The organism is Xanthomarina sp. GH4-25 (assembly GCF_045363175.1).
In the GTDB taxonomy this organism is placed as follows: domain Bacteria; phylum Bacteroidota; class Bacteroidia; order Flavobacteriales; family Flavobacteriaceae; genus Xanthomarina.
The window spans coordinates 24,000-45,991 of the sequence record NZ_JBJFLO010000006.1; the positions used below are offsets into that span (position 1 = coordinate 24,000).

Genomic DNA, 21,992 nt, shown 5'->3' on the forward strand with positions numbered 1-21,992 from the left:
TTATTTGTTTTTAATTTCGTTGTCAATGAGATTCTTTAGATCTTCTAGTTCTTCTTTAGTAAGGTTGGTTTCTTTTGTAAAAAAAGATGCAAATTGAGAAGCACTATCATTAAAAAAGTTCTTTATCAACCCATTAACATGCTTGGAAAAATAATCTTTCTTTTTTACCAGTGGAAAATACTCTCTAGATTTACCATATAGTTTATAGTCTATAAAACCTTTGTCTGTCATTCTTTTTAATAACGTAGCTACTGTTGTGGTAGCAGGTTTTGGGTTAGGATATGCTTCTAGAAGGTCTTTCATAAATGCTTTTTCTAGCTTCCATAAGTGGTTCATTAAATCTTCTTCAGTTTTAGATAAGCTTTGCATTGTTCTACGAGTTTAGAATATATTCTACAAATGTAGAGTAAAAATTTATAAATCAAAATATTTTGATGATTATTTTTTATAATAACATATATTTGCGCATATAAATAAGATGTAATATTAATATGAAAAAACTGATTATCAGTTCGTTAAGTGTGTTTTTGATTTCTTTTTCAGTAATTGGACAATCTGTTCAAGAATTAATTGATATGGTAGATGTTAATAGATTGGAATTAACCGTTAGTGAGTTTAGTGGTGAACAAACTACTATTGTCAACGGAAATGAAGTAACTATTATCAATAGGCAACATGTTAATAACGATTTGGCAGCTCAATATTTAAAAGAAAAGCTTCAATTATTAGATAATCTAACGGTTGTAGAACAAGACTTTAATACTTATGGTAAAAACATTATTGCAACACAAGTAGGTAAAACAAATCCAGATAACATTTATTTAGTGTGCGCACATTATGACGCTGTTGCTGATTATTGCGCAGATGATAATGCCACTGGAGCTGCTGCCGTACTAGAAATTGCTAGAATTCTATCTACACAATGCTTAGATAACACAATTGTATATGCACTTTGGGATGAAGAAGAAATTGGGCTAAGAGGTTCTAATTATTATGCAAACAATGCCCAATCAAACAATCTAAATATTCAAGGTGTTATTAATATGGATATGATAGGTTATGATGGTGATGAACCTGGTGAATCTGGAGATAATGTTTTTGATATTGATGTGAGAGACTTACATGGGTCTTTAGTTATTAAAGACAATTTGCTTACTATTTTGGATGATTATACTTTTAACTTGGATCCAAGAGTGGTTAACCCAGGTACAACTGCAAGTGATCATGCATCATTTTGGAACAAGGGTTTTCCTGCTGTTTTGGTTGGTGAATCATGGGAAACAGATGACGAATCTATTTATTATCATTCTTCTGCCGATAGATTAAGTACTTTAGATCTACCATACTTTCATGAGTTAACAAAATTTGTAGCAGCTTATATGGTTACTAAAGGTGGGTTGTTTTCAGTTGATAATACGGTTAGCTCTTCAACTACAATGTTGACAGCAAACCAAAACGCTGCTAGTTATCAGTGGATTAATTGTGAGACTAACACTCCAATACCTGGAGAAACAAATCAAACTTTTTATCCTATTATTAATGGTGATTATGCCGTTAAAGTTACTATGGGTTCTTGTACAGAAATGAGCGATTGTATTTCAATTGCAACACTCTCTATTGAAGAGTCTGTTTCAGATTATTTTAAAATCTCACCAAACCCTGTAACAGCCACTTTAACAATAGAATCTTCATTAAAAACTCCCATTTTTATTTATTTATATAATGTTTCTGGACAATTAGTATTGGAAACGACTTCAAATAAGAAGAAGTCAAAAATGGATGTGTCTTCTTTTGATTCAGGCATCTATTATTTAAAAATAAAAGCAAATCAAAAATCTAGCACATTTAAAGTTATTAAAGAATAAGATTATTTATAACATATAAAAAATCCGTTCAGATTTTGAACGGATTTTTTTTAATTTGATTATTTGCTTAACTCAGTAAAATATTTATAAAATAACGGAATTGTTTCAATTCCTTTAAAATAATTAAATAAACCAAAATGCTCATTAGGCGAATGAATTGCATCACTATCTAAGCCGAATCCCATTAGAATCGTTTTACTTTTTAATTCTTGTTCGAATAAGGAAACAATAGGGATACTTCCACCACTACGTTGTGGAATAGGTGTTTTTCCAAAAGAATCGAAATAAGCTTTACTTGCTGCTTGGTAACCAATACTATCAATAGGAGTGACATAACCTTGCCCTCCATGGTGAGGTTTTACTAGTACTGTAACGCCTTTAGGAGCAATACTCTCAAAATGGGTTTTAAATAACTGGGTGATTTCTTCCCATTCTTGATGAGGTACTAATCTCATAGATATTTTCGCAAATGCTTTGCTAGCTATAACAGTTTTAGCGCCTTCTCCAGTATATCCTCCCCAAATTCCATTAACATCTAAGGTTGGACGAATGGAGTTTCGTTCATTGGTAGAGTATCCTGCTTCTCCATATACGGCTTCAATATCTAACGATTTTTTATAAGCTTCAAGCGAAAAAGGTGCTTTGGCCATTTCTGCACGTTCTTCTTTTGAAAGTTCTTCTACTTTATCATAAAAACCTGGAATGGTGATATGATTGTTCTCATCGTGTAGCGAAGCAATCATTTTTGTCAAAACATTGATTGGGTTTGCTACGGCTCCACCATATAATCCAGAGTGTAAATCTCTATTCGGACCAGTTACTTCAACTTCCACATAACTCAAGCCACGCAATCCTGTAGTAATCGATGGCACATCTTTAGCAATCATGCCCGTGTCTGAAATTAAAATCACGTCGTTTTTTAATTTCTCCTGATTGTTTTTAACAAAAACTGCTAGATTGGAACTGCCAACTTCTTCTTCTCCTTCAATCATAAATTTGACATTACAAGGCAACTGGTTTGTTTTAGTCATAAATTCCATAGCCTTTACATGCATGTACATTTGTCCTTTATCATCGCAAGCTCCACGAGCAAAAATAGCTCCTTCCGGGTGTAAATCTGTGTTTTTAATAACAGGTTCAAAAGGAGGTGAGTTCCATAGATTTAATGGATCTGGTGGTTGTACATCGTAATGCCCATAAACTAAAATAGTTGGTAAATTTTTGTCAATTATTTTTTCGCCATAAACAATTGGATATCCATCTGTTTCACAAATTTCAACATGGTCGCATCCAGCTTCTTCTAATCTTTTTTTTACAACTTCAGCTGTTTGTAAAACATCTTTTTTATATGCTGAATCGGCACTAATAGATGGAATTTTAAGTAAATCGATAAGCTCGTTTAAGAAACGATCTTTATGTTCTTTGACGTAAGTTGTTATATTTTCCATAAGAATATTTTGATTTTTATCAAAAATACAAAATCACAAAGAACTTTTTATTAAAAGATACGATTGTATATTAAAACAAATTTTTATATTTGCACTCCTTATTGCGGGTGTGGTGGAATTGGTAGACACGCCAGACTTAGGATCTGGTGCCGCGAGGTGTGGGAGTTCGAGTCTCCCCACCCGCACAGAATAAGCAAAAAGCTTCAACATGATGTTGAAGCTTTTTTTATTCCTTTTGTTTTAAAGTTTGATTAATTTGTTTGTCTGCTTTTGCCCTATTTTATTTTCAACTGTAACAAAATACATACTTTGTGGTAGGTTGGAAACATCATAGTTCGTTCCTTTATTGAAATTACCAATAAACTCTGTCATTAGTTTTCCAGTAATATCGAAAACCTGTACTTTGTTTAATGCTTTATTTATTGAGAAAGATGTTTTTGTTGGGTTTGGATATAATTTAATATTGTCTAAACTGTTTTCAACCGAATTGATATTTAAAGTGCTATCTAAATCTCCTTCTAGTGAAATATTAAACGAATTACTATTATTGTATGTAACAGTTACTAAACCGTTGTTTTCAGGAAGCGTTGTGTTGCTTAGAGTTACTTCGAAAACTAAATCTGAATTTGCGCCTAAAAAGATATCATTATAGGTTTGTGACAGACTGTAATTAGCTCCAGTTAACTCAATAGAGTCTATAAAAGTACCAGTTGTTCCTAAGTTATTAGAAAGTGTAATTTGTAAAACAACAGTTCCATCAGTTTCAGAATAAATAAAAGATTTTACATATTCATCGGCAGAAAAGGTACTTGCTATATTTGGACTACCAGTTGGAGCATCTAGGTTGTAATATTCCATATCCTTTAAAGGTCCACTTCCACCAGCTCCAGCCGTAATAAAAATGCCGTTTCCAGAAGTAATAGCCTGAGTCCCATCTCTTAAATTGTTGATTGGGTTTTTAGTAGTCCACGAATTAGTAATTGGGCTGTAAGCTTCAACAATATCAAAAGCATTAACAATCTCTCCAGCGATAACATAAATTTCATCATTATAAATTGTAACAGCTGCAGCTGACCTTGGTGTAGGGAGATTTTTTGAAGCGTCTAAAGTGCTCCATGTTTGAGTTGTAAAATTGAAAATATCTATTTCTGGAACGGTCGGTAATCTTGAACCACCAGGTCCACCAGATTGTCTTCCTCCTATAAGGTATAATTCATCGTTGTACAATGCTGCCTGAAAATGATCTCTTTGATGTGGTGCATCTGTTAATTGAGTCCATGTTCCTGTCAATGGGTCGTATTCGTCAAACCAAGATTGATAGTTACCATTGTGCCCACCTTCATTTCCACCAACAAAATAAAACTTATTGTTATACATGACTAAGCCACCAGCGCCACGTCTTCTTGTGGAGGGGATTTCAACTCCTTGAATCCATTGATCACTTGCTGAATTATACATATAAACATATTCAGCAGGTGCTTCACTTGGGTCGTTATTATCTATTAAAGCACCTATAGCCCATACTAAACCTCCATATTCAACAGCCTGAAAATGGTGTAATAAAATTGGAGATGAAGCCCCTTGAGTCCAAGTATTATTTGCGTAATCATAAATGTCTACAACTTGAGATTCTCTACCTCCTAAAAGTAAAAATTTATCACCAACCTGTATAAAACTACATTCATGTCTTGCAGTATAATTTTCATTTTCATTCTTATTTGTCCAAGTCTGACTCAATACGGAGTTTCCAAACGGAATGAAGGACAAAAAGAGAAACAAATTAAGGGAGAGTTTCTTAGTAATTAAACTCTTGAAATTTTTCATAAAGCGATATGAGTAATTGATTTTGAATAATAGCTAACTGAAAAGATATTCATTTTTAAAAAGAAATAGAAAAATTGGTGAATTAATTCGTTAAAGTTACTTTTTTATTCGATTATCAATGGTCAATGTCAGAGTGGAATTATTAAATTAGTATAATTTATGTGTTGTTAAAAGATTAATATTTACGTGATGTAAGGAATTGAATTGCTTGTCGACTTAATATGAAGCTTGAAAGGCATAATAATATAATTAAATAAAAGAAAGGACATTACTTATGCTAACTTGGAAAGACGTTATTAATTTCAGTGTGAGAGGGAATCTAAAACCTGACAGACGTATTGAAAAACCAGAATCAGAATGGCGAGCGCAATTAACTCCAGAACAATTTAGAATTACTAGACAAAAGGGTACAGAAAGACCACATAGCGGAGCTCTATGTAGCTCATATGATGAAGGTCAGTACAACTGTGTTTGTTGCGATTCACCATTGTTCGATTCGTCAATTAAATTTGGATCAGGTTCAGGTTGGCCTAGTTTTACTCAACCCATTAAAGACAACGCTATTAAGTATGAGAAAGATGGGACTTTAGGAATGGTTCGTGTAGAAGTGATGTGTAATACATGCGATGGGCATTTAGGACATGTATTTCCGGACGGTCCAGAACCAAGTGGTTTAAGATATTGCGTCAATTCGGAATCAATAGTGTTAGAAAGGAATACAAATGACACTTAAAAAAATGCAACAAGCTACACTTGGAGGTGGTTGTTTCTGGTGTACAGAAGCTGTTTTTCTAGAAGTAAAAGGTGTTGAAAAAGTTGTTTCTGGTTATACCGGTGGAAATGTTCCAGGAAGACCAACATATAGAGAAATTTGTTCTGGATTAACTGGTCATGCCGAAGTTGTTCAAGTAACTTTTGATGCAAGCATAATTACTTATGAAGATATTTTAATTATCTTCATGACAACTCACGATCCAACGTCCTTAAACCGTCAAGGTGCAGATAGAGGGACTCAATATCGTTCGGTTGTTTTTTATCATAACAAAGAGCAACAAGAAGTTGCAGAAGTTGTTATTAAAGAAATGGCTGTTTATTATGAAAATAAAATTGTGACCGAAATAAGTAAATTAGGAGTTTTTTATAAAGCAGAAGAAGCACATCAAAATTATTATAAAAATAACCGAGAACAAGGATATTGTAGCTTTGTTATTACTCCTAAATTAGCAAAACTTCGTGAGTTACATGCTGATAAATTGAAATCAATTTGAAAGGGCAATTGTAACATAACACTTTCATCAGTTTTAAAAATAAAGTCGCTTAAAACGCTATTATGAGTCATTTAATTCAGGGTTAAAAACATATTAATGTAGTAATATACTACTAAGCTTTAGTTTCTAATATGGAAACTGTTTAAGAAATTGAAAAATGATTAAGAAAGAATTTTCAAAAATAGCATTAGGAGGTGGTTGTCATTGGTGTACGGAGGCTGTATTTCAATTTTTAAAAGGGGTTAAAAACGTAGAGCAAGGTTATGTGGCTTCAATTGATGCGAATAGTAGTTTTTCAGAAGCTGTGATTGTGCATTTTAACTCGGAAGAAATCTCTTTTAAAACACTTGTGGAAATTCATTTGTATACTCATAAAAGTACTTCAAATCACAGTATGCGAAATAAATACCGTTCGGCAATTTATACGTTTTCTAAAACCCAACAACGCGAAGCCATAAAGCATATTGAAAGTTTTCAGGAAGATTTTGATCAAAGATTAATAACACAGGTTTTTCCTTTTTCAGAATTCAAAGCATCTCGAGAAGCCATACAGAATTATTATCAAAAGAACCCAGAAAAGCCATTTTGTAAAACCTTTATTAACCCAAAATTAAACTTGTTGCTAAAGCAATTTTCTACTTATACCAAACAAGATAAATTAATTCAATTAGAAACATATGAAAAGCACGAAACTCAATATTCAGAATAATAAAGGTCATAAATTACAAGCCTATTTAGAATTGCCTGCCAATCAAAAACCTAATTATTATGCCGTATTTGCTCATTGTTTTACCTGTTCAAGTACCTTAAGCGCCGTTAAAAATATTAGTCGTGCATTAACAAATCATGGTTTTGGAGTCGTTCGATTTGATTTTACTGGTTTAGGTAGAAGCGAAGGCGAATTTGCAGAGAGTTATTTCTCAGCTAATGTTGCAGATTTAATAGCAGTTAGCAATTATTTAGAAAACAACTATCAGGCACCTAGTTTACTAATAGGTCATTCGCTTGGTGGTGCAGCAGTTATTGTTGCTGCATCTAAATTAGATAACATAAAAGCTATAGCCACCATTGGAGCTCCAGCAACGGTTGATCATGTTACACATTTGTTTTCTCATGGTATTGATGAGGTTAAGGAAAAAGGAGAAGTTGAAATTAATATTGGTGGCAGACCGTTTAAAATTAACCAAGAATTTGTTGAAGATTTTGGTAAAACCAATTTGCCAGAAATTACTAAAAACTTACGAAAACCTTTACTAATTATGCATGCTCCTTTTGATACTGTTGTTGGTATCGAGAATGCTCATAAACTATATCATAATGCACATCATCCAAAAAGTTTTGTAAGCTTGGATCAAGCAGATCATTTACTGTCTAAAGGGCGTGACAGTAAATATGCAGGAAATATGATTGGGGCTTGGGTGCAACGTTATTTTGAACCTAAAGATAACGACATGCTAAGTACAGAAGGTGAACAATTAGTTGGGCATTTAAACCTGCTAGAAGACAATTTTACAACGTCTATTCAAACTAAAAAGCATAATTTTATTGCTGATGAACCAGAGAGTGTTGGTGGTGATGATTTTGGGCCTTCTCCCTACGATTACTTAAGCGCTGGATTAGCGGCTTGTACAGTAATGACATTAAAACTTTATGCTGAACGTAAAAAATGGGATTTACAAGAAGTGTATGCATACATTACATATTCTAAAAAGCATAGTGATGATTTGATGCTAGATATTGAAAAACCAACACGAATGGATCATCTTCAAAAACGATTAAAATTTGTAGGAAATTTAGACGATTCACAAAAACAACGTTTAAAAGAAATTGCATCAAAATGTCCCGTTCATAAAACGTTGCAGAAAGAAGTTATTATAGACACAGAATTAGTATAGATAGCTTTTAAAAAGACTTGAAACTAAATTAAGTAGGAATTTAGTTAAACAACTGTAATGGCATTGTTGTACAATAATTATTCAATATTTAATGTATAAATTTGTCCTCCAATAAACCCAATGCGTTCATCGGTAATATAAACCGTTTGCTTGTCTTTAAAACAAACGCCTTCTTTTTGAGTTAGATGGTTAAAGTCAATAGATTCTATGGTTCCATTAAAAAAATCATCTTTTTTAAAGTTCGATATTTTCCATAATTTATCGTTGTTTAATAATATGATGGTTTTACCATCTTCGCTTATATCGGCCGATGTAATTTTATTCTTCTTTCCTTTTAGGTTAAATTCTGTAACTAGTTCAGCTTCTTGTCCTCCAATTTCATTTAAAACTTTAAACATTTTCCCCTTTTTATTTGCTTTATTGAAAATGTAAAAATGATGGTTGTAAATAAAAAAAGCCTCAAAGTTTTCAGGTTTCATTTTGTCTGGAAGTTGAAATGTAATTTTTTCAGCAGTGGTGTTATGGGTGTTTTTATTTGGCTTTTTTACTTTATAAATTGTATAAGTTTTTTGCTTTTTTTTATTGTTCCCAAAATCTCCAATGTAAATATTTCCAAAAGAATCACTAGTTAAATCTTCCCAGTCATTATTTACTGCGTTAGTAATATGCAATTCTTTAACAACTTCTCCAGATTCGTTTACACCAAATAACGTGTTTTTGTTTCTTGAATCTTCAATAACCCAAATAAGAGTTGAAAAAGGCGTTTTTTCAGCAGCAGAAACTTCTGTTAAAGACAAAGGAAAACTTCCAATAATATTTAAATGATCAGATTTACAGGATATTAATAGTAGTATTAATGTTATTAGGCTTAAAGGTTGAAGCTTCATGTTTTTATCGAAATAAGGCATCTTTCAAAACTAATTATAAAAAATATACAAACCCAAAAATGATTTTAATAGTTTTGATAAATTAAAGCTTAGAATTTTATTTTATGACATCAGTTACTAACCTATTAGACTTATTAGTATTAGAAAAAATAACCCAGACCGAATATGTAGGTACAAGCAAACCAGTTGGTAGCCCAAATGTGTTTGGTGGCCAGGTTTTGGCTCAAGCAATTAATGCAGCTAGCAGAACGATTACTAATCAAAGAGTATTACATTCCATGCACTCATATTTTCTTGAAGCTGGAAAATTAGAGTTGCCTATTACTTATCATGTTAGTATAGTAAGAGATGGTGGAAGTTTTTCTGTTCGTAGAGTTACTGCACAACAAAACGAAACTACTATTTTTATTTTATCAGCGTCATTTCATAAAAAAGAGACGGGATATAGTCATCAAATCCCCTTGGAAAAAAAGGTTAAAAAACCAGAAGAACTATTAAGTTGGACAGACATTTACAATCAATTTGGAGATTTTCTACCTAAACATGTGAAATCATTTCTGGAAATTGAACGTCCAGTAGAATTTAAACCAACTGAGACTGTAAATCCATTAGATAGAAAAGATTTACCTCCATACAGTAATGTCTGGTTTAAATTAAAAGGAGATGTAAGTGCTCTGGATTTAGCAACTAAGCAACAAATATTAACATATATTTCAGATTATAATATCTTGGTTTCTGCACTAAATCCTCATGCTAGTGTAGCACATTGGGGAAATACGCAAACAGCAAGTTTAGACCATTCTATGTGGTATTTTAGAGATTTTGATCTGGACGATTGGTTATTGTTTTCTATGGAATCACCCAATGCATCGAATGCTAGAGGATTTGCTAGAGGGAATATTTATACAAGAGAAGGAATACTAGTTGCTTCAGTAGCCCAAGAAGGGTTAATGAGACCTAAAGATCAATGAGTACAATACTAAAAATAGGACATCGAGGAGCTAAGGGGTATGTTGCAGAAAACACAATAGAATCCATTCAAAAAGCATTAAATTTTGGTGTAGATGGCATAGAAATAGATGTGCATGTCTGTGCTTCTGGAGAATTAGTAGTTTTTCATGATTTTACTTTAGATAGAATGACTAATGGAACTGGAGAAATTAGTAAAATGTCATTACAAGAATTAAAGAAACTGAAGGTAAATGAGCAATTTTCAATTCCAACTTTAGAAGAAGTTTTAGATATTATAGATAAAAAATGTCTTTTAAATATTGAATTAAAAGGAAAACATACAGCATCAAAAACTTGTGATGTTATTTCGAAGTATATTAAAAAGAGAGACTGGAGCTATAACAACTTTATTATCTCAAGTTTTCAGCATCACGAATTGGAAGATGTGTTTCAATTAGATAAAAATATTCCCTTAGGTGTTTTAACCAAAGCCAATGTTGCAGAAGCTATTGAGTTTGCGAAAACTATAAATGCTCAAGCTATTCATCCAAATTTTGCGTTGTTGACTTCAGAAAATGTAAAACTAGCTCAAGTAAAAGGCTATAAAGTGTACACTTGGACGGTTAATGATAAGCAAACTATTAATAGAATGAAAAGTTATCAAGTAGACGGAATAATCTCAGATGTTCCAGATAGATTATGATTAAAAAAGATGTTATAATAATTGGAGGTGGAGCAGCAGGTTTTTTTGCAGCTATTAATATTGCCGAACAAAACCCCACACTAAAAGTCGCTATTTTAGAACGAGGTAAAGAGGGTTTACAAAAGGTGAAAGTTTCTGGTGGTGGACGTTGTAACGTTACGCATGCCGAATTCATTCCACAAGAATTAGTGCTAAATTATCCACGTGGTGAAAAAGAATTATTGGGTCCTTTTCATCAATTTATGACAGGAGATACCATCGAATGGTTTGAAAAGCGTGGTGTTGAATTGAAAATTGAAGAGGATGGTAGAATGTTTCCTGTGTCAAATTCGTCTCAAACAATTATTGACTGCTTCCTTGACGAAGCAAAAAAACACCATGTAGAAGTTTTATATAATCAATCAGTAAAAAACATTTTTGTGTCACCTCGAACACAGTCGAGAGGTTTAAATTTTGAAATCAGCACAAATCAAGACGAGTTTTCATCAGAAAAATTAGTAATAGCCACAGGAAGCAACCCAAAAATTTGGAAATTACTGGAAGGTTTAGGCCATGCAATCTCACAACCTGTTCCATCGCTATTTACGTTTAATATAAAAGACGAACGTATAAAAGATATTCCTGGAGTAGTCGCTTTAAATGTTGAGGTGAAGGTTCTTGGAACCGATTTGTGGAGCGAAGGGCCTTTATTAATTACACATGTTGGTATGAGTGCTCCAGCCATTTTAAAACTCTCTGCATTTGGAGCCATTGAATTGGCTGAACGCCATTATAAATTTGAAATTGAAATTAATTTTATCAAGCAATCTTTTGAAGATTGTATGGAACAATTAAAAGAACTAAAACAGCAATTAGCAAAGAAAACAGTTTTTAAATCTACTCAATTCGATTTGCCAAAACGTCTATGGCACAAATTAGTTTTGGCGTCAAGTTTGGACCAAGATAGTCGTTGGGCAGATTTAAACAAACAGCAATTAGAAGATTTTGCGAAACAACTAACACAAGCTATTTTTAAAGTAGATGGAAAAAGCACCTTTAAAGAAGAGTTTGTTACTGCTGGAGGCTTAGATTTAAAAGAAATTAATTTTAAAACCTTTGAAAGTAAACTTCATAAAAACTTATATTTTGCTGGCGAAGTTATTAATGTGGATGCCATTACTGGAGGTTTTAATTTTCAGAATGCATGGACAGGAGCTTTTATTGTGGCTAAATCAATTTCAGGATGAACACTCATATTGTACTTATAAAAGGAATTAACGTTGGTGGACATAAAAAAGTTCCCATGGCAGAGTTACGTGAATTACTTACAAAATCTGGTTTCGAGAATGTGAAAACTTACATTCAAAGTGGGAATGTTATTTTGAAGTCTTCAGAAAAATCAAAAATGATTGAAAATAATATTCAAACAGCAATTATGGCTCATTTTGGATTCGAAGTATCTGTTCTAGCAAAAACAAGGCAAGAATTGGAACAAATTTTTAATGATAACCCATTTTTAGAAGAAAAAAAGAAAGCTAGTTATTTTCTGATGTTGCACGATACGCCTTTAGAAGAGTTGGTATCAGTTGCTTCAGAAAAAGTGTATGAAGGGGAAGAGTACGAAATCATCAACAATTGCATTTATTTTTATTGTAAGAAAGGGATGGGTCAAGCAAAATTTAATGCAAATTTTTTCGAGAGAAAGCTAAAGACATTTGCAACAGCTAGAAACTATAATACAATGGTAAAGTTATTATCTTTGTCTTCTGAATAATGACTATGACAGAACAACACTTTATTCCGAAAGAATATAAAATTTCAAAAGAAAAAGGGCAAGTAACTTGGGAATCGCCTAGTAATATTGCATTGGTAAAATATTGGGGAAAAAAGAAACATCAAATTCCTGAAAACCCATCCATTAGCCTTACGTTGAATAATTGTAAAACTATTACAACGTTGAGTTATTCAAAAAAAGAGTCCGGTAATGATTTTTCATTTGAAGTATTTTTAGATGGAGAGAAAAAGGACGATTTTAAGCCAAAAATTAAAACCTTTTTTGAAAGAGTTGAAGCGTATTTGCCTTTTTTAAAGGATTTTCATTTTAAAATTGAAACCTCAAATACTTTTCCACATAGTTCAGGTATTGCTTCTTCTGCTTCAGGCATGAGCGCCATGGCATTATGTCTATTGAGTTTAGAGAAACTGAATAATCCAGAAATAACAGACTTGTACTTCTACCAGAAAGCTTCATTTTTAGCACGATTAGGATCTGGATCTGCTTGTAGAAGTATTGAAGGCGATTTGATTGTTTGGGGAGAAACAAAGGCAGTTAATGGAAGCAGTGATTTGTTTGGTGTAAAATATCCTTATCAAGTTCACGAGATCTTTAAGGAATATCAAGACACTATTTTATTAGTTGATAAAGGTGAAAAGCAAGTAAGTAGCACTGTTGGGCACAATTTAATGTATGAGCATCCTTATGCTGAAAACAGGTTTAAACAGGCACACGAAAACTTGGAAAAATTAAAACCCATTCTAGAATCTGGAGATTTAGATCAATTTATTGCTTTAGTTGAAAGTGAAGCTTTAACACTGCATGCCATGATGATGACAAGTATGCCGTATTTTATTTTAATGAAACCAAATACACTTGAGATTATCAATAAAATCTGGAATTTTAGAAAAAATACAGGGTTGCATATAGGTTTTACACTAGATGCTGGAGCAAACGTACATATACTATATCCAAAGAATGAAGCCAAAGTGATACTAGAATTCATTAAGAATGAACTAGTTGTATATTGTCAGAACGAACAATATATTTGCGATCAAATTGGCTTTGGTGCAAACCAAATAAAAGAATAATACGTATATTTGTTAAGTAATTGCTCTATAAATACATGAAAGGACCTCTGTTTTACTCAAAAATCTTACTCTTTGGTGAGTATGGAATTATTAAAGATTCTAAAGGATTGTCGATTCCTTATAATTTTTATAATGGTGCTTTAAAGATGGATAATGATGCGTCTGAAACAGCATTGAAATCTAATGAAAGCTTAAAGCGCTTTGAGGAATACCTTCATACAATTGACGCGAATTTAGTAACATTCGATTTTGAAAAATTTCAACTAGATGTAGATGCAGGAATGTATTTCGATTCATCAATTCCTCAAGGATATGGTGTAGGAAGTAGTGGTGCATTGGTTGCAGCTATTTATGATAAATACGCGTTCGATAAAATTACGGTTTTAGAGAATTTAACTAGAGAGAAATTATTAAAATTAAAAGCTGTTTTCTCAGCAATGGAATCTTTTTTTCATGGTAAATCTTCAGGACTAGATCCCTTAAATAGTTATTTAAGTATTCCAATTCTTATCAATTCTAAAGACAATATTGAAGCAACAGGTATTCCTTCTCAAAACACCAATGGTAAAAATGCGGTATTTTTATTGGATAGTGGAATTATTGGAGAAACGGCACCCATGGTAAGTATTTTTATGGAAAACATGAAACAGGAAGGTTTTAGAAAAATGCTTAAAACACAATTTATAAAGCATACAGATGCATGTGTGGACGATTTCTTGAAAGGAGATATTAAATCTTTATTCGGAAACACTAAGAAGCTTTCAAAAGTGGTATTAAATCATTTTAAACCTATGATTCCACAACAGTTTCATGAACTTTGGAAGAAAGGTATAGAAACTAACGAATACTACTTAAAACTTTGTGGTTCTGGTGGTGGTGGATATATTTTAGGCTTTACCGAAGATATAGACAAAGCTAAAAAATCTCTTAAAGATTATAACTTAGAAGTTGTTTATAACTTCTAAATTTTCAAACGATGCTTTCTCGAAAACACAAACACATTTTACTAAAGTTTTTTAGTATGTTTTCTGTGGTTAGAGGTTACAACATTCTTATTGTTGTAATAGCACAATATTTAACGTCTGTTTACATTCTTGCTCACGATTTACCTTTACGGGAAGTTGTTTTAGATGTCAATCTTTTAATGTTAGTTTTAGCATCTTCAGCAACCATTGCTGGAGGTTATATTATTAATAACTTTTACGACTCTGAAAAGGATCTAATAAACCGACCTAATAAATCCAAATTAGATCGATTAGTAAGTCAGAACACCAAGCTGTCGTTGTATTTTGTATTGAATTTTATGGCAGTTGTTATGTCAAGTTATGTGTCTTTTCGAGCTGTTATTTTCTTTTCGTTATATATTTTTTGTATTTGGTTTTATTCGCATAAATTAAAGAAAATGCCATTTATTGGTAATTTAACATCTGCCATATTAACCATTACACCTTTTTTCGCCATTTTTATGTATTACAAAAACTACGAGCATGTCATTTTTGTTCATGCAGCTTTTTTGTTTTTAATTATTTCTATGAGGGAATTGACAAAAGACCTAGAGAACATAAGAGGTGATTTGGTTTTAAATTATCATACTATTCCTGTTGTTTACGGTGAAAATGTATCGAAAATAATGCTTACTACTTTAGCTCTGTTAACAGCTGTTCCAACCTATTTTTTGGTGTGTCATTTTCATGTTGGTCAAATGGTATACTTCTTTTATTTAAGTGTTTTTTTATTACTTATTTTCATGGTTTTACTTTGGGCTTCAAAATCTAAAACACATTACTTAATTTTACATAATATCTTGAAATTTATAATTGTAGCTGGTGTTTTTAGTATTATGCTAATAAATATTCATTTACTGCTTAATAGAATTTAATAATTATTATTTAGTTGCTTGAAAGCAATTGGTCTTTCTGTATCTTTGCAAAAAAATTAGGAATCATGAGCAGACATCAAGGTAGCAGTAGTAAAGGGAAATCTTCAGGAAGAGGGCAGCAAAAAGAAAGAGCTAACCAATCGAGTCGTGGTAGTAGTTCACCACAAAGTAAAAGTTATGCTCGAGGAAATTCGCCTATAAAGAAAAAAGCGCAATCCAAGACCACATCTCATCCAGATGAGATTCGTTTAAACAAATATATTGCTAATTCTGGTATCTGTTCACGTAGAGAGGCAGACGCTCATATTGCTATAGGATTAGTGTCTGTAAACGGACAAATAGTAACTGAAATGGGTTACAAAGTAAAACTAGAAGATGAGGTTCGTTATGATGGTCAGCGTATCAACCCAGAAAAGAAAGCATATGTATTACTTAACAAACCCAAAGGTTTTGCAACAACTACTGCCGAAGGAAAAGGCAGAACGGTTATGGATTTAGTAGCTAATGCAACAACCTCAAGAATTAAACCTATTGGACGTTTAGGAAGAAACTCTAAAGGACTTTTGTTATTTACTAATGATGAAACAATTGTAAAAAAATTCACCAATTCTAAAAATGGTGTTCCACGTTTGTTTCAAGTAGAATTAGATAAAAATTTAAAGATTGAAGACCTTAAAAAAATAAGAGAAGGTTTTAAAGTCGATGGAAAATTGATTGCTGTAGAAGAAATAAGCTATATTGATGGAGCTTCTAAAAAAGAGATTGGCCTTAAAATAAAAAACACTGGAAATACAATATTAAGAACTATTTTCGATGAGCTTAAATACGATATTATTAGCCTAGACTGTGTTGCAATTGGTCATCTTACTAAAAAAGATATTCCTAGAGGACATTGGAAACATTTAACAGAGCAAGAGGTAAACACCTTGAAAATGCTATAATTTTTTACAGGTTCAACCCTTCATTATTCAAATATTCTTTTCTCAAACAAAAGTTTCATAGTCTCGAAGTTTTGTTTAGGTTTTTTACAGATGTAAATTTTCTGATAAAGCACTTCTTCGTTGTCTGCATATGGATTGTAAATTGCTTTGACTAAAGTTACCTCTTCAAAGTAGTCTGTGAAAAAATCACCAACCTGATAACTCAATGCTATAACTGTATGAGGCATATTGCCATTAGGCGACCAACTGTAAAAACTTCCGTGATAAGAGAATGCCTTTGGAAGATGATATAATTCTCCAAACAAATTTACAGCTCCAGCTTGGCTATAATGTTTACCCCAAATTAAACAATCTTGTTTCTCTAACTTTGGAAGACTATCATACACTTTTGCTAATTCATTCATGGTGTTTTTCCATTTTTCTTGTGTGTAGTATTCATCATATTTTACTCCAAATTCACCTCCTTCTACATCCTTTTTTTCAAAAGGATAAACCTTTTCAAGATATCTATTAAAACTATAAACAGGCATGCCAAAAGGAATAAGAATAGCACCAAAAAGCATTAGTACTGAAATAGGATATATGATCCACTTTTTACTTTTAAGAAAGAGTTGTTCCCAAAAGACAGCTCCAAATGGAATAAGTGTCAAAATAATAGGATAGAAATAGTAGCCTTTCCCATTTTTGTATAAGAGTAATAAAGCAGACAATCCAATTCCAATGGATACAATATGAACTACGCTTGTTCTCTTGGAATTTAGAAGGAATAAAATAGCAGGAATTACCAATAATAACGATGTCATTGGGTTTATGGCAATTAGTAAATTAATCAGGTTTTCAACTCTGCTAATTTTATCTAGTTGGGTTTCGTAAAGTCTGTTGACCATTTGTAATAAAGGGAAATCATTCAGGTATTGCCAAATAATGTTTGGTGTAATACATAAAAGAAACACAAAAACATTCATCCAAAATTTATGTTTTATTAAAGCTTTTCTAGTGCTTTTAAAGAGAACTAAGGTAGTAAGTCCAAAAAGAAAAAAGAAGCTGTCGTATTTGGTTAAAAAACCTAGAATGCAAAAGAGGGTAAGGTTCCATAAGGATTTTTTGTCAAGATATTTTACAAATCGTAAGAGCTGGTAGAACCCTAAAACCCAAAATAACTGACTAAAAACCACAGGCTGAAATAGTTGTTGAGAACGTCCAAAACCTGGTGCAATAATAATAGCCAAGAGCACTAAAAATATAGCTTTGCTTTTTCCTCCCAATTCAAATGTTGTTTTAGCGGTATAAATAAGGATAAGAATAGAGGCGAAATGAGAAAAAAGATGATGAATATATACGGAATTAGATTGAAATATATTTTGGATAAAAGCTAAGAGAGCAATTAATGGCGGAAATTCCATAAAGCCAAAAGCAAGATGCTTGCCAGTTTCAATATGCAATAACTCATCTCCCTGAAACCCTGAATGACAGTCTGCTAATACATGTAAAGTTAATTTAATAACACAAAAAAATAATACGATCAATTTGGACTGCCTATTCATTCGGTTTACTTTTTGTAAGTTTCTCATTTGCGAAATAGATTACTATTGAGACAAACAAGTTTAGAATGGTGTTAATTGGATTTATATGCGTTTAATTTGCCCTTAAATTTAAAGTTATTAATCGAAATTTTTAGCTCATGACTTTTCTTTTTAATAATTAACTTTATTTAACCTACTTGGTATAAAGTTTATAAAAATTCTCCTCAATATATTTATGCAGTTCTAATATATACTCATCGTAAATCAAGGTGATTAATTTCGCGTGATTCTAATAAGTGAAATCTGATATTTATGTCACAATTTTAAGGTGTTGAAAGACGTAATTAATATCCAAAAAAAATATATAAAAAAAGTTAGTTTTATAAAAAAAAGTATTTCATTTGTACTCGAATTAGCTGAACAAATTGAACGATGTTTTTATGTTCGGGCTTTTGAAAATTAGGAAGTCATATTCAAAAGCTGCTTACAGATTAAGTAACCGAATTTTAGAGCTAACTTCCGTTTACTACATTTTAATGAGCCAACATTTGTTTGGGTTCATACCTACAACTCATCCTCAAATACAAATTTGATATGTAATCATTATTGTTTACTTTTAAACTTTAAGTTTCAAATAGAATAAAATATTTACATTTTAAAAGCATTAAATGAATACAAAATATATAGACTTGGTTAATCAAACTTTTGATTTTCCACAGGATGAATTTAAATTAGAAAATAAAACACTTGAGTTTCACGATGTCAATCTAATGGAATTGATAGAACAGTATGGAACACCATTGAAATTTACATATTTGCCACAAATATCTAATAATATTGGTCGTGCTAAACAATGGTTTTCAAAAGCTATCAAAAATCATAAATATAAAGGGAAGTATCACTATTGCTATTGTACAAAAAGCTCTCACTTTAAACATGTGCTAAACGAAGCTTTAAAAAACGATATTCATATAGAAACGTCTTCAGCTTTCGATATTGATATTGTTGAAAATTTAAAAGCTGAAGGAAAAATTACAGATGACACTTATGTTATTAGTAACGGTTTTAAACGTGCCCAATATGTAACTAATATCGCCAGGTTAATTAATAATGGACAAAAGAATTGTATTCCAATTATTGATAATTATGAAGAAATAGACCTGCTCTCACAAGAAATTAAAGGAAAATACAATATTGGAATTCGTATAGCTTCAGAAGAAGAGCCTAAATTTGAATTTTACACGTCTCGTTTAGGAATTGGTTATAAAAACATTGTTCCTTTTTATAACAGACAGATTAAAGATAATAAAAAGGTAAAGCTTAAAATGCTTCATTTCTTTATCAATACAGGAATTCGAGATACAGCTTATTATTGGAATGAACTCTCTAAATGTTTAAAGGTTTATACAAGCTTAAAACAAATATGCCCTTCTTTAGATAGTTTAAATATTGGAGGCGGCTTTCCAATTAAAAATTCTTTAGCTTTCGATTTTGATTATGAATATATGGTTGATGAAATTATCAATCAAATTAAATTATTTTGTGAGCAAGAAGAAGTTCCTGTACCAAATATATTTACCGAATTTGGTAGTTTTACCGTAGGGGAAAGTGGTGGAGCTATTTACGAAGTACTTTACCAAAAACAACAAAACGATCGTGAAAAATGGAACATGATTAATTCGTCTTTCATAACAACATTGCCAGATACCTGGGCAATTAATAAACGTTTTATTATGTTGCCAATTAATAGATGGCACGAAAGTTATGAACGCGTACTCTTAGGTGGTTTAACTTGCGACAGCGACGATTACTACAATAGCGAGCAACACATGAACGCTATTTATTTACCAAAATACAACAAAGAAAAACCTTTATACCTTGGCTTCTTTAACACAGGAGCGTACCAAGAAACCATTGGTGGATTTGGGGGGCTGCAACACTGCTTAATCCCTTCACCAAAACATATTTTAATAGACAAGGATAAAGATGGAAACATCAATACAAACTTATTTAGTGAACAACAAAAAAGTGAAGACTTACTTAAAATTTTAGGTTACGATGGACAATAAAACGTATGCTGGAATAGCAGAAGAATATTCAAAATTAGACAGTTCAAAAATTGTTTTAATACCTGTACCTTACGATGGAACAAGTACTTGGCAAAAAGGAGCCGATAAAGGTCCGGAAGCTTTTTTAAATGCTTCGGAAAACATGGAGCTTTACGATATTGAAACTGGTACAGAAGTATATCAGCAAGGTGTATATTTAGCCGATGCTATAACAGAAAATTCTTCACCAGAAGCCATGGTTGATGCGGTTCATCAAGCCACTAAAAAATATATAAAAAGAAATAAATTTGTAACTGCCTTTGGTGGGGAGCACTCTGTTTCTATTGGAACTATTAGAGCTTTTAACGAGTGTTTCGACAATCTAACCGTTGTACAACTTGATGCACATGCCGATTTACGAGAAGAGTACCATGGTTCAAAATGTAATCATGCATGCGCATTATACGAGGCAAGCCAGAATACAAACCTGCTTCAAATTGGAATTCGATCTATGGATGTTATGGAAACAACCGTTATGGATACAGAAAAAACCTATTTTGCACATGATATGGCTGTGGATGATACTTGGATAGATTCTGCTATTGATCAAATGACGGAGAATGTGTTTATTACTATTGATCTTGATGCGTTTGATCCTTCCATCATGCCAAGTACGGGAACGCCAGAACCTGGTGGGCTTTTATGGTACGAGACCTTAGAGTTTTTAAAACAAATTTTTACAGAAAAAAACGTTGTTGGATTCGATATTGTAGAGTTATGCCCTAATGAAACTGAAAAATCTTCAGATTTCTTAGCTGCAAAATTGTATTATAAGATGTTAAGTTATAAATTTCAAAATGAAAGTGTGGAGGATGATTATGATAACTCTTTCGATAATACAAACATAAATAAAAATAATAATTCAAAATTTAATGAAGACGATGAGTACTAAAGGAGCTATTTCAAATTTTATAGAAAAATATTATTTACATTTTAATGCAGCAGCTTTAGTCGATGCAGCAAAAGGATATGAAGAGCAATTAAATTCAGGAGCTAAAATGTTAGTCTCTCTTGCAGGAGCTATGAGTACAGCTGAACTTGGAAAGATTTTTGCAGAAATGATACGTCAAGATAAAGTACAAATCATCTCTTGTACTGGAGCGAATTTAGAAGAAGATATCATGAATTTGGTTGCTCATTCACATTACAAAAGGGTGCCAAACTATAGAGATTTAACGCCTCAAGACGAGTGGGCTTTATTAGAAAAAGGACTTAATAGAGTTACAGATACCTGTATTCCAGAAGAAGAAGCTTTTAGACGCTTGCAAAAACACATTGTAAAAATATGGAAAGATGCTGAAGCTAAAGGAGAACGTTATTTGCCACATGAATATATGTACAAATTATTGCTTTCTGGAGTGCTTGAAGAATACTATGAAATAGATTTAAAAGATTCATGGATGTATGCAGCAGCAGAGAAAAATTTACCAATTATTTGTCCAGGTTGGGAAGACAGTACTATGGGGAATATTTTTGCAAGCTATGTTCTTAAAGGAGAATTAAAAGCGAGCACGATGAAATCTGGAATTGAATACATGACGTTTCTAGCCGATTGGTATACAGAGAATTCAGAAAATGGTATAGGTTTCTTCCAAATAGGAGGAGGTATTGCAGGAGATTTTCCAATTTGTGTAGTACCAATGCTGTATCAAGATATGGAAAGACCAGAAACACCATTCTGGAGCTACTTTTGTCAAATTAGTGATTCTACAACCAGTTATGGATCTTATTCGGGCGCAGTCCCAAACGAAAAAATAACATGGGGGAAACTAGATATCGATACGCCTAAATTTATAATTGAAAGCGACGCAACCATTGTTGCACCATTAATATTTGCTTATTTATTAGACATGTAA

General features: G+C 32.1%; 21 protein-coding genes and 1 tRNA gene. 17 read left to right on the forward strand and 5 right to left on the reverse strand.

Translation table 11 applies throughout. The features are described from left to right. Positions 1-369 carry a BlaI/MecI/CopY family transcriptional regulator gene (locus ACI5KZ_RS09775; RefSeq protein WP_109308466.1) on the reverse strand — a complete coding sequence of 123 codons (369 nt, stop codon included), beginning with the start codon at positions 367-369 and terminating at the stop codon, positions 1-3. 122 nt (positions 370-491) lie between these two features. Here ACI5KZ_RS09775 and ACI5KZ_RS09780 point away from each other — a divergent pair, with 122 nt between their 5' ends. Beyond that, the gene (locus tag ACI5KZ_RS09780) at positions 492-1,865 is read left to right on the forward strand and encodes a M28 family peptidase (protein WP_406847542.1); all 1,374 of its coding nucleotides are present in this window, start codon (positions 492-494) and stop codon (positions 1,863-1,865) included. Between the two features lie 59 nt (positions 1,866-1,924). Here the strand turns inward: ACI5KZ_RS09780 and ACI5KZ_RS09785 are convergent, their stop codons facing one another. Next, positions 1,925-3,313, reverse strand: a complete 1,389-nt coding sequence (locus ACI5KZ_RS09785; RefSeq protein WP_406847543.1) for a dipeptidase — start codon at positions 3,311-3,313, stop codon at positions 1,925-1,927. A 103-nt stretch (positions 3,314-3,416) separates the two neighbouring features. Between ACI5KZ_RS09785 and ACI5KZ_RS09790 the strand changes: the two genes are divergently transcribed. Beyond that, positions 3,417-3,498, forward strand: a tRNA-Leu gene (locus ACI5KZ_RS09790). A gap of 55 nt (positions 3,499-3,553) precedes the next feature. Here the strand turns inward: ACI5KZ_RS09790 and ACI5KZ_RS09795 are convergent. After that, on the reverse strand, positions 3,554-5,137 hold the full coding sequence (locus ACI5KZ_RS09795; RefSeq protein ID WP_406847544.1) for a kelch repeat-containing protein: 1,584 nt from the start codon (positions 5,135-5,137) through the stop codon (positions 3,554-3,556). Between the two features lie 274 nt (positions 5,138-5,411). Between ACI5KZ_RS09795 and msrB the strand changes: the two genes are divergently transcribed. From msrB to ACI5KZ_RS09815, 4 genes are all read left to right on the forward strand, one after another. Beyond that, positions 5,412-5,870, forward strand: coding sequence for a peptide-methionine (R)-S-oxide reductase MsrB (gene msrB, locus ACI5KZ_RS09800; protein ID WP_406847545.1), 459 nt, complete (start codon positions 5,412-5,414; stop codon positions 5,868-5,870). Further along, the gene (gene msrA / locus ACI5KZ_RS09805; protein WP_406847546.1) at positions 5,860-6,405 is read left to right on the forward strand and encodes a peptide-methionine (S)-S-oxide reductase MsrA; all 546 of its coding nucleotides are present in this window, start codon (positions 5,860-5,862) and stop codon (positions 6,403-6,405) included. Before msrB ends, msrA begins: the two co-directional genes overlap by 11 nt. Before the next feature lie 157 nt (positions 6,406-6,562). Next, a complete protein-coding gene (locus ACI5KZ_RS09810) occupies positions 6,563-7,114 on the forward strand; it encodes a peptide-methionine (S)-S-oxide reductase (RefSeq protein ID WP_109308472.1) in 552 nt (183 codons plus the stop codon). Further along, a complete protein-coding gene (locus ACI5KZ_RS09815; protein ID WP_109308473.1) occupies positions 7,083-8,300 on the forward strand; it encodes a bifunctional alpha/beta hydrolase/OsmC family protein in 1,218 nt (405 codons plus the stop codon). Before ACI5KZ_RS09810 ends, ACI5KZ_RS09815 begins: the two co-directional genes overlap by 32 nt. Positions 8,301-8,377: 77 nt before the next feature. Here ACI5KZ_RS09815 and ACI5KZ_RS09820 read toward each other — a convergent pair whose 3' ends face one another. Then, on the reverse strand, positions 8,378-9,187 hold the full coding sequence (locus tag ACI5KZ_RS09820) for a hypothetical protein (protein ID WP_109308730.1): 810 nt from the start codon (positions 9,185-9,187) through the stop codon (positions 8,378-8,380). A 104-nt stretch (positions 9,188-9,291) separates the two neighbouring features. On the opposite strand from ACI5KZ_RS09820, the gene ACI5KZ_RS09825 reads away from it, so the two are divergent. The 8 genes from ACI5KZ_RS09825 to ACI5KZ_RS09860 all read left to right on the forward strand — a co-directional run bounded on the left by ACI5KZ_RS09825 (position 9,292) and on the right by ACI5KZ_RS09860 (position 16,505). After that, positions 9,292-10,158, forward strand: a complete 867-nt coding sequence (locus tag ACI5KZ_RS09825; protein ID WP_109308474.1) for an acyl-CoA thioesterase II — start codon at positions 9,292-9,294, stop codon at positions 10,156-10,158. Further along, the gene (locus tag ACI5KZ_RS09830; protein WP_109308475.1) at positions 10,155-10,841 is read left to right on the forward strand and encodes a glycerophosphodiester phosphodiesterase family protein; all 687 of its coding nucleotides are present in this window, start codon (positions 10,155-10,157) and stop codon (positions 10,839-10,841) included. Before ACI5KZ_RS09825 ends, ACI5KZ_RS09830 begins: the two co-directional genes overlap by 4 nt. Then, complete coding sequence (locus ACI5KZ_RS09835; protein ID WP_406847547.1) at positions 10,838-12,067, forward strand: NAD(P)/FAD-dependent oxidoreductase; 1,230 nt, start codon at positions 10,838-10,840, stop codon at positions 12,065-12,067. The genes ACI5KZ_RS09830 and ACI5KZ_RS09835 overlap by 4 nt, the downstream gene beginning before the upstream one ends. Continuing rightward, positions 12,064-12,594: a DUF1697 domain-containing protein gene (locus ACI5KZ_RS09840; RefSeq protein WP_406847548.1), complete on the forward strand. Its 531-nt coding sequence runs from the start codon at positions 12,064-12,066 to the stop codon at positions 12,592-12,594. The genes ACI5KZ_RS09835 and ACI5KZ_RS09840 overlap by 4 nt, the downstream gene beginning before the upstream one ends. Positions 12,595-12,599: 5 nt before the next feature. Next, positions 12,600-13,685 carry a diphosphomevalonate/mevalonate 3,5-bisphosphate decarboxylase family protein gene (locus ACI5KZ_RS09845; protein ID WP_406847549.1) on the forward strand — a complete coding sequence of 362 codons (1,086 nt, stop codon included), beginning with the start codon at positions 12,600-12,602 and terminating at the stop codon, positions 13,683-13,685. A 35-nt stretch (positions 13,686-13,720) separates the two neighbouring features. Next, the gene (locus ACI5KZ_RS09850; RefSeq protein ID WP_406847550.1) at positions 13,721-14,650 is read left to right on the forward strand and encodes a mevalonate kinase; all 930 of its coding nucleotides are present in this window, start codon (positions 13,721-13,723) and stop codon (positions 14,648-14,650) included. A gap of 11 nt (positions 14,651-14,661) precedes the next feature. Further along, positions 14,662-15,564, forward strand: a complete 903-nt coding sequence (locus ACI5KZ_RS09855; protein ID WP_109308479.1) for a geranylgeranylglycerol-phosphate geranylgeranyltransferase — start codon at positions 14,662-14,664, stop codon at positions 15,562-15,564. A gap of 65 nt (positions 15,565-15,629) precedes the next feature. After that, complete coding sequence (locus ACI5KZ_RS09860; protein WP_109308480.1) at positions 15,630-16,505, forward strand: pseudouridine synthase; 876 nt, start codon at positions 15,630-15,632, stop codon at positions 16,503-16,505. A 23-nt stretch (positions 16,506-16,528) separates the two neighbouring features. On the opposite strand, the gene ACI5KZ_RS09865 is transcribed toward ACI5KZ_RS09860, so the two are convergent. Next, positions 16,529-18,076: an ArnT family glycosyltransferase gene (locus ACI5KZ_RS09865; protein ID WP_406847551.1), complete on the reverse strand. Its 1,548-nt coding sequence runs from the start codon at positions 18,074-18,076 to the stop codon at positions 16,529-16,531. Positions 18,077-18,696: 620 nt separating this feature from the next. Between ACI5KZ_RS09865 and ACI5KZ_RS09870 the strand changes: the two genes are divergently transcribed. From ACI5KZ_RS09870 to ACI5KZ_RS09880, 3 genes are read left to right on the forward strand one after another with little or no spacing between them, the layout of a single operon-like run. Then, positions 18,697-20,097, forward strand: a complete 1,401-nt coding sequence (locus ACI5KZ_RS09870; protein ID WP_109308482.1) for an arginine decarboxylase — start codon at positions 18,697-18,699, stop codon at positions 20,095-20,097. Further along, the gene (gene speB, locus ACI5KZ_RS09875) at positions 20,087-21,028 is read left to right on the forward strand and encodes an agmatinase (protein ID WP_109308483.1); all 942 of its coding nucleotides are present in this window, start codon (positions 20,087-20,089) and stop codon (positions 21,026-21,028) included. Before ACI5KZ_RS09870 ends, speB begins: the two co-directional genes overlap by 11 nt. Then, positions 21,018-21,992: a deoxyhypusine synthase family protein gene (locus tag ACI5KZ_RS09880; RefSeq protein WP_109308484.1), complete on the forward strand. Its 975-nt coding sequence runs from the start codon at positions 21,018-21,020 to the stop codon at positions 21,990-21,992. The genes speB and ACI5KZ_RS09880 overlap by 11 nt, the downstream gene beginning before the upstream one ends.